Source organism: Halomonas sp. I5-271120 (genome assembly GCF_030553075.1).
In the GTDB taxonomy this organism is placed as follows: Bacteria; Pseudomonadota; Gammaproteobacteria; order Pseudomonadales; family Halomonadaceae; genus Onishia; species Onishia taeanensis_A.
Map to the genome: position 1 here is coordinate 2,885,148 of NZ_CP130701.1, position 15,434 is coordinate 2,900,581.

Below are 15,434 nucleotides of genomic sequence, written 5' to 3' on the forward strand. Positions count from 1 at the left end.
ACGCCTCAGCGAGGCCCCAGCGTAAAGCGAGGACACCATGAAAGTATTGGTCGCGGTCAAACGCGTCATCGATTACAACGTCAAGATCCGCGTCAAGCCGGATCACTCCGACGTCGATCTCACCAACGTCAAGATGGCGATGAACCCCTTCTGCGAGATCGCCGTGGAAGAAGCGGTCCGCCTCAAGGAAAAGGGCGTGGCTAGCGAAGTGGTCGCCGTGACCGTAGGGCCCAAGGCGGCTCAGGAACAGCTGCGCACGGCCATGGCGCTGGGTGCTGACCGCGCCATCCACGTGCAGACCGATGACAAGGTCGAGTCGCTCGCGGTGGCCAAGCTGCTCAAGGGTGTGATCGACGAAGAGCAGCCGGGGCTGGTGATTCTCGGCAAGCAGGCCATCGACACCGACAACAACCAGACCGGCCAGATGCTGGCGGCGCTGGCCGGCATGCCCCAGGGCACCTTCGCCTCCGAGGTGGATGTCCAGGGCGAGAAGGTCGCGGTGACCCGCGAGATTGATGGCGGCCTGCAGACCGTCGAGCTGTCGCTGCCGGCGATCGTCACCACCGACCTGCGCCTCAACGACCCGCGCTACGCCAAGCTGCCGGATATCATGAAGGCCAAGAAGAAGCCGCTGGACGTCAAAACGCCAGAAGACTACGGCGTGGCCACCGGCAGCAAGGTCAGCCTGATCAAGGTCGAGGCGCCGGCCGAGCGCAAGGGCGGCGTCAAGGTGGGCTCGGTGGATGAGCTCGTGGACAAACTCAAGAACGAAGCCAAGGTGATCTCATGAGCATTCTGGTACTCGCCGACCATCACGACGGACAGCTCGCCGGCACTACCGCCCATGTGGTAGCCGCAGCGCAGGAGATTGCCAAGGTCGGCGGTGGCGATATCGACGTGCTGGTGGCCGGTGAAGGCGTCAGCGCCATTGCCGAGGCCGCGGCCAAGCTCAATGGTGTCAGCCGAGTGCGGGTGGCGGATAACGCCGTTTACGCCCACCAGTTGGCCGAGCCACTGGGCGCGCTGCTGGTCGAACTGGCCGATGACTACAGCCATGTGCTTTCCAGCGCCTCGACCACCGGCAAGAACGTCATGCCGCGCCTCGCCGCGCTGAAGGATGTCTCCCAGCTTTCCGACGTCATCGCCGTCGAGGGAATCGACACCTTTTGCCGCCCGATCTACGCCGGCAACGCCATTGCTACCGTCAAGAGCGATGATGCCCTCAAGGTGATGACCGTGCGCTCCACTGCCTTCGATGCCGTGGCGGCCGACGGCAGTGCCGGCATCGAGTCAGTCGACAAGGTGGTGGACAACACCCAGTCGAGCTTCCTCAAGGAAGAACTGGCCCAGAGTGATCGGCCCGAACTCGGCGCCGCCAAGGTGGTCATCTCCGGTGGCCGCGGCATGGGCAACGGCGAAAACTTCAAGCTGCTCGACGGTATCGCCGACAAGCTGGGCGCGGCCATCGGTGCCTCGCGTGCCGCAGTGGACGCCGGCTATGCGCACAACGACATGCAGGTCGGCCAGACCGGCAAGATCGTTGCTCCGGATCTGTATATCGCCGTGGGCATCAGTGGTGCCATCCAGCACCTGGCGGGGATGAAGGACTCCAAGGTGATTGTCGCCATCAACCAGGACGAGGAAGCGCCGATCTTCCAGGTCGCTGATTACGGCCTCGTTGGAGACCTTTTCGAAGTGTTGCCGGAACTCGAAAGCAAACTGTAGCAAGAGCGGGATCTTCCAGGTCGCACTCTCGATAGTCAGCGGCCTCGTCGGAGACCTTTTCGAGGTGTTGCCGGAACTCGAAAGCAAACTGTAGCAAGATCGGGATCTTCCAGGTCGCGCTCTCGATAGTCAGCGGCCTCGTTGGAGACCTTTTCGAGGTGTTGCCGGAACTCGAAAGCAAACTGTAGCAAGATCGGGATCTTCCAGGTCGCGCTCTCGATAGTCAGCGGCTTCGTTAGTGACCTGTTCGAAGTGTTGCCGGCACTCGAAAGCAAGCTCTAAACCGCTATGGCGGCGTGATCGTCTGCGACCGGCCTTCCTTCGGGGAGGCCGGTTTTTTTGTATGCTCTATCGATGTGATGGTCTGTTGCGCGGCCCTGAGAGCGGGTGCTCAGGCTATGGCTGTTATTGATAATTGTTATTGTTTGAGGTAGAGTTTCATTCACTCGTTGCGACCCCTTTGCAGGAGAACATGGTGCGACACACCTTGAATCGATGGCAGGCAGGGCTGGCCCTGTCGCTTGCCCTGGCCGCGCCGGTCGCGCAGGTTTCTGCCGATGAGGCCATGAGCGCAGAGAACTTAAGCGCAGAGACCTTAAGCAAAGAGGCCCTGGCGGCCGAGGAAACCCAGGCCGCGCTACAAGCCCGCATCGATGCCGCCGACGACGCCACTCGCGCCGATATCGAGGCATTACGCGAGCGCCAGGCAGAGCTGCGTCAGTTAACCGCCTATAACCGCGAGCTGGCGCCGCGCCTCGATCAGCAAGCATCTACGCTTGATGAGCGCGAAGCGGCTCTGTACGCCTTTGGCGACACTCGCGAGGCGCTGCCGGGCATGCTTCGCGACCTGGTAGAGCGCCTGCGCCAGTGGATCGAGGCGGATCTGCCGTTCCTGAAGAAAGAGCGACTGGCTCGGGTGGACAGCCTCGAGGCCCAACTGGCCGACGGTGAGGTGAGCCACGCCGAGGCGCTCGATCGCGTGCTGGCCGCTTGGCGGCGCGAGCTCGATTACGGGCGTGAGCTGGATGCCTGGCGAGGTCTTGTGGATGTCGCTTCGATGCAGGCCCAGGCGAATGATGCCCCAACTGACTCTTCACAGGCGGGAGCAGACGAGTCCCTGTCACGAGAGGTCGATTTCCTGCGTATCGGTCGTGCCGGGCTCTATTATCTGACACCGGATGGCCGTGAGGGCGGCGTGTGGAAGGCCGCGGCTGGTGAGTGGCAGCCCCTCAATGGGGCCGAGCGGGCCGAGCTCGACAAGGGACTGCGGATTGCCCGCGATCAGCGTGCTCCTGAGCTGTTGGCGTTGCCGATCTCTCAGACCGTCAGTGATGCCCCGCGCATGTCAACGTCCTCGACAGCCGTGAATCAGCGCTCAGAGAAGGAGGGTGACGCATGAAGCGACTCTTGCGCATGACCGTTGCCGCCGTTTCTCTCGGCCTGATGCAGATCGTTCTAGTCCAGAACGTTCTGGCCCAGGACCAGGCTCAGAAGGGCTTTTCGGCCTCGCCCATCCAGACGCTCAAGGCGGAGCGCGAAGCCGCCGAGGCGCGCGACCGGGCACGTCTGTCGGCGCTGATCGAGGATCGCGATGCCCTGTCGGCGCGCCTGGCCGAGGTCACGTCGCAACTGGAAGAGGCCCGGGTGCGTCGCGAACGTCTCGATGCTCGCCAGACGGAACTCGATGCCCGGCGCGAGGCGCTGGCCGAGCGACGTGGTCAGGCGGGGGGCGAACTGGATGCCATTGCCGGCACGCTGGCGAGCCAGACCAGCGCACTGCGTGATGACCTCGCCGACAGCTTCTTGACCTTGAGCGATACCCGCCTGCCGCCGCGACTGGGCAAGGATGCCTTGCCACGTCTTGAGCATCTCGAGGCCCTGGCCGACAGCCTGATGTCGCTGACCGTGGCAAGCGCCCAGGCCCAGCGCTTTACCGCACCGGTGGCCGATGCGAGCGGTGAACGCCGGCCGCAGGAGGTGATTCGTGTCGGTGACATGCTGGCCTTCAGCGACGGTCAACTGCTGCATCGTCCCGGTCCCGACGGGCAGCTGTCGGCGAGCGCTCACACGCCCGGGGCCGCTGCAGAAACGCTCAAGAACTTCCAGGCCGGCCGTGGGGATCGTGTGGTGATGGACCCGTCCCAGGGCCAGGTAATGGAGGTGCTTGCCCAGCAGCCGAGCCTGCTCGAACGTTTCCAACAGGGCGGCGTGGTTGGCTACGTGGTCGTGACTCTGGGGGCGCTGGGGCTCTTGGCAGCGATCGTTCAGTACGCTTACCTGGTCTGGGTCAGTCTGGCCGTGCGTCGCCAGCTCAGGGACCTTGGCCGTCCCGACGATGACAATCCGCTGGGCCGAGTGATTCGGCGCCTGGCCTCGCTGTCCCGTGATCATGCCCCGGAGGCCCTCGAGGCCCGCCTCGATGAGGCACTGCTCGCCGAGCAGCCGCGGCTTGAACGCGGTCAGCCGCTGGTCAAGCTGCTGGCAGCGGTGGCCCCGCTGCTTGGCCTGCTGGGCACGGTGACTGGCATGATTGGCACCTTTCAGGCGATCACGGTCTTCGGCACCGGGGATCCGCAGATGATGGCCGGCGGCATCAGCCAGGCGCTGGTGACCACGGTGCTGGGCCTGATCACTGCGGTGCCGCTGCTGTTTGCTCATACGGCGCTCTCAAGCCGCAGTCGTGCGCTGGTCGGGGTGATCGAAGGCCGTGCCAGTGCCGCCCTTGCCGAGCGCCTCGCGCCGGCCGCTGCGAGCCCGGCTGAAATGAACAAGAAAGGATCCGCGACCCATGCCAACCTGGCTTGAGCCGCTGAGCTGGCTGTTTCGCGCCGGCGGGCCGGTGCTGATGGCGATCGCCCTGGTGGCCGTGGTGCTGTTCAGCCTGGCGTTGGAGCGCTGGTGGTATTTCCGGCTGACCTACCGGCGGGCACGGCGGGCGCTGATTCAGCGCTGGGTGGCGCGGGACGATCATCTCAGCTGGAGCGCCCTTACCCTGCGCGAGGCCTGGACTCGCGAGCTGATCGCACGGCTGCGTCGCCCGTTGCCCTGGCTCAAGTGGCTGGTGGCGGTCTGCCCGCTGCTGGGGCTGCTGGGGACGGTGACCGGCATGATCAGCGTCTTCGATAGCCTCTCGCTCAGCGAGGTCAATCAGGCGCGAGCGATGTCCGACGGCGTCGCTCGCGCCACGCTGCCGACCCTGGTCGGCATGGCGGTGGCGGTGGTGGGGCTTCTGTTCACTACCCGTCTGGAACACATCATTCGTCGCGAAGACCAGAAACTCCACGATCGGATGGCTCGCGCCACGGAGGACTCCCATGCGTAGGCGTCGCCTGGAGGGCGACCATGGCAGCGAGGGCGAGGTCAACCTGACCCCCATGCTCGACGTGGTCTTCATCATGCTGATCTTCTTCATCGTCACCACGTCCTTCATCAAGGAGAGCGGTGTCGAGATACAGCGCCCCGAATCGAGTGCCGCCACACCGCGACCGGATGCCCAGGTCATGGTGGCCATCACCGCCGAGGGGGCGGTCTGGGTCGACGGCCAGCCGGTGGATCTGCATCGCCTGGGCGACACCGTATCTGGCCTTGTGACCGATGAGGGGGCGGTAGTAATCCAGGCCGATCGTGACGCCACCACCGGCCTGTTGATCGAGGTCATGGATAGCCTGCGCGAGGCCGGCGTCGAGAATATGGCAGTAGCGGCCAGTCGAGAGGCCTCCTGATGCGACACCTCGTCGCCTTTCTGGGGGGCGTCATGCTGGTCGGTGGGCTCTTCGCCCTGCTGGCGCTGCTGGTGGCTCCGCCGGACGATACGCCAACGCTTGATATGCCCTCCGTGTCGATGGCCATGGTCGAGGCGCCGAGTCAGCAGTCAGCCAGCGCCGCACCGCGCCCAGCGCCGCAGGCTCCAGCGACAGCGCCGCCTCCTCCGGCCCCTGCGCCGTCTCCTCAGGTGGAAAGCTCGATCGAGCTCCCTGAGCCCGAGCTGCCAGCAATGCCTCAAGCGTCGGTGCCTGCCAATATGACCCTTCCCCCCCTGGAAGAGCAGCCCCCTGAACCGGCGCCGACGCCAGAGCCGACACCGGAGCCCACGCCGGAACATAAACCCGAGCCTGCCCCCGAGCCGGTCGAGTCAACCGCGCCGCCAGAAGACGCCGCCAAGCCCGTCGAGGAGGCCAAGACGGCAGCGGCCAGCGGGGGTGGTGCAAGCAGTGAAGAGGCGGAGGCGGCCGGCCAGCAAGCGGTCAGCGCCGCACCGCGACCGACGCGCCGGGTGCCGCCTGAGTATCCGTCGCGGGCACGGCGCCGCGGCCTGGAAGGGCATGTGGTGGTGGCCTTCACCATCCGCCCCGATGGCGAGGTCGAACGGGATTCGATCACGGTAGTCGAGGCCGACCCCGCTCGCGTCTTCGACCGAGCCGCCGCCCGCGCCATTGCCGGCTGGGAATTTCCTGCGGCCGGCTCGTCGCGGCGGGTCCGTCAACGCCTGGAATTCCAGCTGAGGTGATGTACATGCCGGTGCTCATGTCCATGTTCATGCCTATGACAACGTCGGCGTCTGCCATGCGTCGCGTGCTGGCAGCGCTGCTGTTCACGGCCATTGCGGTCGCGGCCCCCTGCCTTGCCGCACCGGCGCTGCCCGGCGGCATCCTGCGGGATATTGAGTCGATCGAGCAGGACCTCGAGGCGGCCGACGGCTCTGGCGATATCAGGGCGCTTGAGGCGCGCGCGCTGTCCCAGGCCGAGCGCCTGGCGGGCGGCAACGCCGCCGATCGCTGGGCGCGGGCACTCTATCTGCAGTTGGCCTCCGAGGCCGCCGTTCACCGCCAAGCCTATGTCGAAGCCGCCGAGCACATCGCTAAGGCCCGAGCGGTGCGCGGCATCGGCACGGGCATGCGGGCGCACTGGCAGCACCGGGAGGCGAGTCTGCGCCTTGGCGGCGGACAGCAGGCTAGGGGGGCAGACCTGCTGTCAGACTGGCTTGGCGAGCATCCGGGCGACGTCGCAGATTACTGGCAACTCGCCGGCGCGCAGGCGCGACTCGAGCGCTGGCAGGCGGCGAAGGGTTCGGTCTCTGCAGGGTTGGCGCGCGATGACTCGCCGAGCGACGCACACCTGATGCTGGCCGCCAGCATCTATCAGCAGGCCGGCGAGGATGACAAGGCACTGCGCATGCTCGAGCGGCTGTTGGCCCGCGCACCGGAGAACCCCGATACATGGCGGCGTGCCGCCGGGCTCGCTCAGCGGTTGGGGCAGCACGCTCACGCCGCCGCGCTCTGGGAAGCCGGCTGGCGCCAGGGTGTGCTCGAAGGCGAAGCCGCACTTGAACGACGCATTCGGCTACATCTGGCGGCCGGCACTCCGGCGCGTGCCGCTGAGCTGCTGAAGGCCGCGCTTGAGCAAGGCCGGCTTGGCGACAGCCTGGCGCATCGGCGGCTGTTAGCAACGGCTTATCAGCAGGCGCGGGTTCGCCCCTCGGCTCTTGAGGCCTGGCGACGGGTCGCCGAGCAGAGCGGCGAGGCTGAGGACTGGCTATATATCGGCCAGCTGGCGGCGAGGTGGGGAAAGGATGCGCCCGCTCGCGAGGCGCTGTCACGGGCGCAGTCCCTGGGTAGCGAGCAGGCCAGCGCCTGGCTGAGCTACCTCGATCAGCATCCGCTGGCAACGCAGTAGCCTAGCAGGAGAGCTTGAGAGGCGGGTCATGGCTCGCCGAGACGACGAGCCAGGGCGGGGCGGCAATCAGCGCTAGAGCGCCAGTTTGGTCCACACCGGGGCGTGATCTGACGGCTTTTCCATGCCGCGCAGGTCATAGTCGATGTCGGCATCGGTGACCTTGTCGATCAGCGGGCGGCTGACCAGGATGTGGTCGATGCGCAGGCCGCGCTTGGGCTCGCGATCGAAGCCCTTGGAGCGGTAGTCGAACCAGCTGAAGTGATCGTCCCGGGTCGGGTGCACCAGGCGATAGCTGTCGGTCAGGCCCCAGTCCTTGATCCGGGTCAGCCAGGCGCGCTCGACGGGCTGGAAGCTGGTCTTGCCTTCGCGCAGCCAGCGCTTGCGGTTGGATTCACCGATGCCGATGTCGCGATCCTGAGGCGAGATATTGAAGTCGCCCATGATGGCGATGCGCTCGTCCGGCTGGCAGTCTTCCTCGAGCAGCCGCGAGAGCTGCGCGTAGAAGCGTTCCTTGTAGGGAAACTTGGTGGGGTGTTCGACATTCTCGCCCTGGGGGAAGTAGCCGTTCCACACGGTAAGGCTTTCACCATCGGCCAGTCGCAGCCGTACGCCGATCATGCGCCGCTGGGCGTCGTCGTCATCGTCGGGGAAACCGTAATGGACTTCTTCGGGCTCCTGGCGGCACATCAGGGCCACGCCATAGTGACCTTTCTGGCCATGGAAATAGACGTGGTAACCCAGCGCTTCCAGGGCCGCACGGGGGAACTCGCTGTCCTGAACCTTGGTTTCCTGCAGCCCGATCACGTCCGGCGCGTGGGACGCAACCAGGGCTTCGAGCTGGTGCGGGCGTGCCCGCACCCCATTGATGTTGAACGACACCAGCCGCATTATTTGTCCTCGCCGTCGGGTCGGGAGTGTTTGTCCGGATGAATCTCGATCGACTGCGCCCGCTGCATGCGCTCAAGCTTGCGGGCGGCCTGCTGCTTGCGCTGGTCCTGCTTCTTGGCGGTGAAGCGGCGCGACGGAGCGACCTCATCGGGATGGTCGTGGCGCCACTGCTTGTAATCCTTGCGCCGGCCGGTGCGAATCGTGACCTTGTCGGCCAGAGAGCGAGTCTTCTTTCTGCGTGTCATGGCATCGTGTCCTTTCCTGAGCGACGGCCATTCTAGCAATCACCGGGCGCTATCAACAGCAATCACCGGGCGCCATCGGCAGCGGCCAGCAGATCCACGTTCACCATCCTGGCGCGTCATCGCCTATCGCGCCGTCGAGCTTGGCTTCGTCGAACGTCGGCCAAAGGGGCATCCTGCTTGGCCAAGATGTCACCCGGACAAGCCGAGACGGTCAAGGGCTGGTACAATACCTCACCCGGAACTGGCCTGACCCTGGCGTCAGTGCATCACATCCACTGTTATTGGGACCTAAGCACAGCCTATGAGCGAGTCGGAACAGAATCCCGCCCCGGCGCAGACCCGCAAGCCGAAGCGTCGGCGCCGCAAACCGCGCAAGTCACAGTCAAACTGGGACATTCGCCAGTTCCAGGTGCCTGCCGTCGCGGGCAAGTGGCGTTTCCACGACTTCGACCTGCCCCTGCCGCTGATGCGCGCCATCCATGCGCTGGGCTTCGAGTACTGCACGCCCATTCAGGCCGAGGCGTTGGCCCAGACCCTGCTGGGCGGCGACGTGGTCGGCAAGGCGCAGACCGGCACCGGCAAGACCGCCGCCTTTTTGATCTCGATGATGGCCTACTTCCTCGAGGAAGAGACGCCCGACGGTCAGAAGCCCGGAGCACCGCGCGCCCTGATCATCGCACCGACCCGTGAGCTGGCGCTGCAGATCGAAAAGGATGCCAAGGCTCTGGCGCGGTTTACCAAGCTGAATGTGGCCAGTGTCGTCGGTGGCATGGACTACCAGGAGCAGCGCGATCAGCTGGCCAAGAAGGTCGATGTGCTGGTGGCGACCCCAGGCCGGCTGCTCGACTTCCATGAGAAGCGTGATGTCGACCTCACCCAGGTCGAGGTGCTGGTGCTCGACGAGGCGGATCGCATGCTGTCGATGGGGTTCATTCCCGACGTCAAGCGGATCATTCGCCACACCCCCAAGAAGGAAGAGCGTCAGACCTTCCTGTTCTCGGCGACCTTCACCCCGGATATCCTCAATCTGGCGAGCCAGTGGACTCAGGACCCGGCGCATGTGGAGATCGAGGTCACCGTCGACAACGCGGCCGACATCGACCAGCACGTCTACCTGGTCAGCGACGAGGACAAGTCACGCCTGCTGATCAACCTGCTGAAGGACGACAGCCTCGAGCGGGTGATGGTGTTCTGCAACCGTCGTGATCTGGTGCGCAAGCTCGACGACCTGCTGCGTGAAGCTGGCGTCAACGTGGCGATGCTCTCCGGTGACGTGCCGCAGTCCAAGCGCATCGAGACCCTCGAGCGCTTCCGCGAAGGCGATGTGCGGGTGCTGGTGGCGACAGATGTGGCCGGTCGCGGCATTCACATTGAAGACGTCAGCCACGTGATCAACTACACCCTGCCGGAAGATCCGGAAGACTACGTGCACCGCATCGGCCGCACCGGTCGCGCCGGCGCCAAGGGCGTGTCGATCAGTTTCGTGGGTGAGGAAGACGCCTTCTCGCTGCCCGAGATCGAGCGCTACATCAACGACAAACTGCCCTGCGAGCACCCGCCGGAAGGCACGCTGTAACGGCGAAGGCCGTAAGGACGATATCGACGATGCTGGACGAGGCGCTCAAGGGCGACATCCAGACCGCCTACCGGCGGGTTCTCGAGGGCCTCGAGCTGACGCCGCGCTACGGTCAGCGGCTGATGATCGCCGAGATCGCCCGCACTCTGGGGGGGATTCAGGCCGATGATGCCGGCAAGCGGACCTCCAATGAGCACGTCTGCGTGCTCGAGGCCGGCACCGGTACCGGCAAGACCCTGGCCTACCTGTTGGCGGCGCTTCCGGTGGCCAAGGCGCGCGGCAAGCGGCTGGTGGTCTCCACCGCCACCGTGGCGCTGCAGGAGCAGGTGCTTCATCAGGACTTACCGGCCCTCAAAAAGCACAGCGGTCTCGACTTCGACTATGCCCTGGCCAAAGGGCGCGGTCGCTATATCTGTGTCGCCAAGCTCGAACAGGCGCTGGATGGCGTCGAGGGCAACCCCACCCTGTCGCTGTTCGAGCAGGCGATGGAGTCCCGCGACGGCGACGACTTTCATGCGCTGGTCAAGGAGTTGGCCGAGTCCTACGGCAACGGCCGCTGGGAAGGGGACCGCGACAGCTGGCCGGTGGCCATCGCCGACCCTCAGTGGCGGCGCCTGACCACCGACCACCGTCAGTGTACCAACCGGCGCTGCGACCACTTCAGCGCCTGCGCCTTCTTCCGCGCCCGACGCTACCTGGACAGCGCCGACATCATCGTCGCCAACCACGACCTGGTGCTCGCCGACCTGGCATTGGGCGGGGGCGCGGTGCTGCCAAGCCCCTCCGATTGCATCTACGTCTTCGACGAAGGGCATCATCTGCCCGACAAGGCAATCGGCCACTTCACCCATCGCTTCGCCGTCAACGGCGCCCTGCGCTGGCTGCGCACGCTCAAGAAATCGCTGACCGAGCTCAATACCGCGCTCGGCGTTCAGCCGACCCTGGCGCGCCTGCTGGGCGGCTTCCCTGAGGCGATCGCCGCGCTTGAGCCACGTCTGGGCGAGGTCTTCGCGCTTGGCCATCAGCTCGCCGAACTGCCCAATGGCGCCGGTGAAGAGACTCGTCAACTGCGTTTCGACATGGGTCGCGCCCCCGAGGCGCTGCGCGAGCAGGCCGGTGCCCTGGTGACGGTCTTCGCCGAGCTGTCGCGCAATCTCGAGACCATGGCCGATATCCTGCGCGAGAGCCTCGACCCGGAGAAATCCACCGGGCTGTCCCGTGATCAGGCCGAGCCCTGGCTGCCGCTGATCGCCCTGCTGCATGGCCGCGCCCTCGAGGCCCACGCCCTGTGGCTGGCCTTCAGCGAGGTCGATGACACCCAGGAACCACCGCGGGCCCGCTGGCTGAGCTTCGAGCAGGTCGGCGGCGAGCCGGAGCTGGTCTTCGCAGCCAGCCCGGTCTCGGCAGCCAACACCCTGGCGCGCACCCTGTGGGGTAGCTGTCATGGCGCGGTGGTAACCTCGGCGACCCTCACGGCCCTGGGGCGTTTCGAGCGCCTGCAGGAGCGTGCTGGGCTCGCCAACCGCTACCGCTATCAGCGCCTGCCGAGTCCGTTCGATTATTCCCGGGCGGTGCTGAGCGTTCCCCGCGAAGCGGTCGATCCCGGCGATCGTGAGGGTCACGAGCGCGCCATCGTCGACTTCGTGCAGGGGTTAGGGGACGACGAAGCCGTGCTGATGCTGTTCTCGTCGCGAGCCCAGCTGCGCGCCGTGGAGAAGGCGCTGCCGCGATCCTATCGCGAGCGGGTGCTGGCCCAGGACCGGTTGCCCAAGCGCGAGCTGATCGAGCGCCATCGCGCCCGGGTCGACGCGGGGGAGGGCAGCATCATCTTCGGCCTGGCGAGCTTCGCCGAGGGCATCGACCTGCCTGGAAAGTACCTGACCCATGTGGTGATCACCCGTCTGCCCTTCGCGGTCCCCGACGATCCGGTGGGGGCGACCCTGGCCGAATGGATCGAGAGCCGTGGCGGCAATCCCTTCATGCGCATCACCGTGCCGGATGCCTCGATCAAGCTGGTGCAGGCCTGTGGTCGACTGATTCGCAAGGAAGACGATCGCGGTCGCATTACGCTTCTCGACCGGCGGGTGCTGACGCGCCGCTATGGCCAGGCGCTGCTCGACGGTCTGCCGCCTTTTACCCGCGAGATCGATGGCGTGGTGCAGGGCGGCTGAGGCGTCTCGGCAGTGGCGCTTGCTGAGTTTGGAAGCTGAGTTTGGAAAAGGTCGCTTGTCAGGGATAGGGGCCCCAACGGGTTCCATGGCCAGGAGGCCAAGTGGGAAATAAACGGCAGACGTAGCCAGGTAATGAAAAACGCCCGCGATGATCGCGGGCGTTTTCATATCAAAGCCGATGCCGGCAAATGCTGGATGCGCATCGGACAGCACTAGTCACGACGCTTGGCCAGTACCGGTGTCAGCTTTTCGTTCATGGCGGTGAAGGTGGAAACGGTGGTGTCCCAGTCGATGCAGGCATCGGTAATCGAGACGCCGTAGGTCAGGTCTGCTTTGTCGCCCTTGATCTTTTGGCTACCCCAGCCGATATGAGATTCGACCATCAGGCCAATGATCGAACGGTTGCCCTCGAGGATCTGATTGGTGACGTTTTCCATTACCAGTGACTGTAGCGCCGGATCCTTGTTGGAGTTGGCATGCGAACAGTCGATCATGATGTTCGGCTTGATGCCTTCCTTTTCCAGTTCCTTCTCGGCAAGCGCCACACTGACGCTGTCATAGTTGGGCTTACCGTTGCCGCCGCGCAGCACGACATGGCCATAGGCGTTGCCGCGGGTGCGAATGATCGCGACCTGGCCGGCCTGGTCGATGCCGAGGAAGTTGTGCGGGTGCGCCACCGACTGCAGGGCGTTGACCGCCACGTCGAGGCTGCCATCGGTGCCGTTCTTGAAGCCTACCGGGCAGGAGAGGCCGGAGGCCATCTCGCGGTGGGTCTGGGACTCGGTGGTGCGGGCGCCAATCGCCGACCAGCTGATGCAGTCCTGAAGATACTGCGGGGAAATCGGATCGAGGGCCTCGGTGGCTAACGGCAGGCCCATCTCGGCGAGCTCCACTAGCAGCCGGCGCGCAATGTGCAGGCCTTCCTCGATCTCGAAGGAGCCGTTGAGGTGCGGGTCGTTAATCAGGCCTTTCCAGCCGACGGTGGTGCGCGGCTTCTCGAAGTAGACCCGCATCACGATGTACAGGCTGTCCTTGACCTCATCAGCCAAGCGACGCAGACGGCGGGCGTAATCGAGCGCCGCGTCCACGTCATGGATGGAGCAGGGGCCGACGACGACCAGCAGTCGGGGATCGCTGCCATCCAGAATGCGCTGGATGGTCTCGCGGCCCTCGATGACCGTGCGTTCGGCGGCGTCGGTCAGGGGGATTTCCTGCTTGAGCGTCTCGGGGGTGATCAGGACATCCTGGGCCAGGACGTTGAGGTTGTTGACCTGCTGTTGTGACATGCCGCTACCTGTGACGTGAATACGCGCGTGAAAATGATGAATAGACATCTACTATCGCCCGCGGGCCTAGTGAAAATCAACGGCGACAGGGAACTCGTTGCCGGTGACTGCTGTCCCAGCGGTTCGTTACCGCTGGCATGCTGTGTGCTTGATGGAATGCCAATAAACAGGAACACTGACGGATAATCATCATCGAATGCCACCAGGTTTCCACATAGACGTTATGACTGCTTGTTTGCCTCCAGCGTTCACCGAGAGTTCGGCCCTCGGACGGTGCCTCCCCGTGGGGCTGCCCCTCGGCGCGTCGATTGTACGCCCTGCCTGCATAAAGGGGGGCTGAATGGATACCCGGGAAACCGATCAGCAGCTCGTTGAACGAGCTCAGCGGGGAGATACCAGGGCCTTCGACCTGCTAGTAAAGAAGTATCAGCACAAGATCATTGGCCTGATCGGCCGTTACGTGCATGACCACGCCGAGGTCCAGGATGTGGCGCAGGAGGCTTTCATCAAGGCCTACCGAGCGCTAGGTAAATTTCGTGCCGATAGCGCCTTCTACACCTGGCTATATCGTATCGCCATCAATACCGCCAAGAATCACCTGGTATCCCGCGGGCGACGTCCTCCGGGCAGTGATATGGACATTGTCGATGCCGAGATCATCGATCAGAGCGGTCGGCTGTCCGATATCGAGTCACCGGAAGCGTCCATCGCACGTGACCAGCTGGAAGCGGCGGTCTTCGAGGCGATCGAGAACCTGCCAGAGGATCTGCGCACGGCGATTACCCTGCGTGAATTCGATGGCCTGTCCTATGAAGACATTGCCCACATCATGGACTGCCCGGTTGGCACGGTGCGTTCACGTATCTTCCGTGCGCGTGAGGCCGTCGATCGCCATATCCAGCCGCTGGTGGTGACCGCCAGGACGCAGGACATGGTGCATGAATAATCGATGCCAGCATTTTTGACCCCGAGGCTGAACTGTTGTCGCCTTGTGGCGTCACATGCATGGGTCGAATGTATTGCGGTGGCAATGCCTGAGAAGGGATGGTCTGACGATAACCGTCTTGCTCATCCGGGTAGGCAGGTCGTAAAGGCACGTTGTCACCACTCGAGTCGACAACTGATCTAAGGGCGACACGCCTTAAAGTGTGAGGGTGTAAGTGATGAATCAGAATTCACAGGAGTCATTGTCTGCCTTGATGGACAGCGAGGCAGACGATCTCGAACTTCCTCGGGTGCTCAAGACGCTGGACGAGTCCCCTGAGGTCGCCGAGACCTGGCGCCGCTACCATCTGGCTCGCAGCCTGATGCAGCGTGACCGGGACATCGACGTGTCCACCGATCTGTCGGCAGGCATCATGGCGAGGCTCGCCGATGAGCCGTCACCGGAAATGGAAGTGCCTGTTGCGCTGTCGCGCAGCCTGTTTTCCCGTGCTGGATCCTTTGCCGGCAGTGCCGCTGCCGCGGCCGCGGTCTCGTTGATGGTGATTACCGGCGTACAGTTCTATAACTCGTCCGACGAGCGTGCCCAGCCGGGGCAGTCTGGCCTGGTCAGCGCGCCGAGCGGGGGCAGTGGCGTCTCTAATCAGATACAGCGACCGTCCTTGGTCGACCTGCCGCTGTTTCAGTCGTCCGCGGCCGACCGTGGCTTGATGAATGTCGGAGCCACCGTCGAATCACCGATGATGATGGCGCCCAGCGTTCGTCAGTCGCAGCGCGGCGATCAGCAGCAGGCCCGCTTGCTGCAGTCCTACCTCGACCGCCATGCGGAAGGCGCGGCATATCGCAGCGGCGATGCCTGGATGCCGCTGCTGAGGGCTTCAGGCCAAGAGTCGCTGGGCCTGCGTTGATGCTGGTACCCCCTGTCATG

Annotated in this window: 15 protein-coding genes; 12 read left to right on the forward strand and 3 right to left on the reverse strand. The window is 64.6% G+C overall.

Annotated features, from left to right (window positions below):
• Positions 1–37 precede the first annotated feature (37 nt).
• The 8 genes from Q2K57_RS12945 (at position 38) to Q2K57_RS12980 (ending at position 7,398) form a co-directional block, all read left to right on the forward strand.
• Positions 38–790 (forward strand): electron transfer flavoprotein subunit beta/FixA family protein, encoded by a 753-nt coding sequence (locus Q2K57_RS12945; RefSeq protein ID WP_112053296.1) that lies wholly within the window; start codon positions 38–40, stop codon positions 788–790.
• Complete coding sequence (locus Q2K57_RS12950) at positions 787–1,725, forward strand: electron transfer flavoprotein subunit alpha/FixB family protein (protein ID WP_304525302.1); 939 nt, start codon at positions 787–789, stop codon at positions 1,723–1,725. Before Q2K57_RS12945 ends, Q2K57_RS12950 begins: the two co-directional genes overlap by 4 nt.
• 472 nt (positions 1,726–2,197) lie before the next feature.
• A complete protein-coding gene (locus Q2K57_RS12955) occupies positions 2,198–3,124 on the forward strand; it encodes a DUF3450 domain-containing protein (RefSeq protein WP_304525303.1) in 927 nt (308 codons plus the stop codon).
• Positions 3,121–4,530 carry a MotA/TolQ/ExbB proton channel family protein gene (locus Q2K57_RS12960; protein WP_304525304.1) on the forward strand — a complete coding sequence of 470 codons (1,410 nt, stop codon included), beginning with the start codon at positions 3,121–3,123 and terminating at the stop codon, positions 4,528–4,530. Before Q2K57_RS12955 ends, Q2K57_RS12960 begins: the two co-directional genes overlap by 4 nt.
• Positions 4,514–5,047 carry a MotA/TolQ/ExbB proton channel family protein gene (locus tag Q2K57_RS12965; RefSeq protein ID WP_304525305.1) on the forward strand — a complete coding sequence of 178 codons (534 nt, stop codon included), beginning with the start codon at positions 4,514–4,516 and terminating at the stop codon, positions 5,045–5,047. The genes Q2K57_RS12960 and Q2K57_RS12965 overlap by 17 nt, the downstream gene beginning before the upstream one ends.
• Entirely contained in the window at positions 5,040–5,447 is a 408-nt protein-coding gene (locus Q2K57_RS12970) for a biopolymer transporter ExbD (RefSeq protein WP_112053292.1), read from the forward strand. Before Q2K57_RS12965 ends, Q2K57_RS12970 begins: the two co-directional genes overlap by 8 nt.
• Positions 5,447–6,232 carry an energy transducer TonB gene (locus Q2K57_RS12975; RefSeq protein ID WP_304525306.1) on the forward strand — a complete coding sequence of 262 codons (786 nt, stop codon included), beginning with the start codon at positions 5,447–5,449 and terminating at the stop codon, positions 6,230–6,232. The genes Q2K57_RS12970 and Q2K57_RS12975 overlap by 1 nt, the downstream gene beginning before the upstream one ends.
• A gap of 5 nt (positions 6,233–6,237) precedes the next feature.
• Positions 6,238–7,398, forward strand: a complete 1,161-nt coding sequence (locus Q2K57_RS12980; RefSeq protein ID WP_304525307.1) for a lipopolysaccharide assembly protein LapB — start codon at positions 6,238–6,240, stop codon at positions 7,396–7,398.
• A 72-nt stretch (positions 7,399–7,470) separates the two neighbouring features.
• Here Q2K57_RS12980 and xthA read toward each other — a convergent pair whose 3' ends face one another.
• Complete coding sequence (gene xthA, locus Q2K57_RS12985; protein ID WP_304525308.1) at positions 7,471–8,286, reverse strand: exodeoxyribonuclease III; 816 nt, start codon at positions 8,284–8,286, stop codon at positions 7,471–7,473.
• Positions 8,286–8,531 (reverse strand): hypothetical protein, encoded by a 246-nt coding sequence (locus Q2K57_RS12990; RefSeq protein ID WP_112053288.1) that lies wholly within the window; start codon positions 8,529–8,531, stop codon positions 8,286–8,288. The genes xthA and Q2K57_RS12990 overlap by 1 nt, the downstream gene beginning before the upstream one ends.
• Positions 8,532–8,832: 301 nt before the next feature.
• Between Q2K57_RS12990 and rhlB the strand changes: the two genes are divergently transcribed.
• Both rhlB and dinG read left to right on the forward strand, forming a co-directional pair.
• Positions 8,833–10,107 (forward strand): ATP-dependent RNA helicase RhlB, encoded by a 1,275-nt coding sequence (rhlB, locus tag Q2K57_RS12995; RefSeq protein WP_304525309.1) that lies wholly within the window; start codon positions 8,833–8,835, stop codon positions 10,105–10,107.
• A gap of 29 nt (positions 10,108–10,136) precedes the next feature.
• On the forward strand, positions 10,137–12,278 hold the full coding sequence (dinG, locus tag Q2K57_RS13000; RefSeq protein ID WP_304525310.1) for an ATP-dependent DNA helicase DinG: 2,142 nt from the start codon (positions 10,137–10,139) through the stop codon (positions 12,276–12,278).
• Between the two features lie 212 nt (positions 12,279–12,490).
• On the opposite strand, the gene Q2K57_RS13005 is transcribed toward dinG, so the two are convergent.
• Entirely contained in the window at positions 12,491–13,564 is a 1,074-nt protein-coding gene (locus Q2K57_RS13005; RefSeq protein ID WP_304525311.1) for a 3-deoxy-7-phosphoheptulonate synthase, read from the reverse strand.
• Positions 13,565–13,904: 340 nt separating this feature from the next.
• Between Q2K57_RS13005 and rpoE the strand changes: the two genes are divergently transcribed.
• Positions 13,905–14,510, forward strand: a complete 606-nt coding sequence (gene rpoE, locus Q2K57_RS13010; protein ID WP_112053284.1) for an RNA polymerase sigma factor RpoE — start codon at positions 13,905–13,907, stop codon at positions 14,508–14,510.
• A 217-nt stretch (positions 14,511–14,727) separates the two neighbouring features.
• Positions 14,728–15,414, forward strand: coding sequence for a sigma-E factor negative regulatory protein (locus Q2K57_RS13015; RefSeq protein ID WP_112053283.1), 687 nt, complete (start codon positions 14,728–14,730; stop codon positions 15,412–15,414).
• The last annotated feature ends 20 nt before the right edge of the window (positions 15,415–15,434 follow it).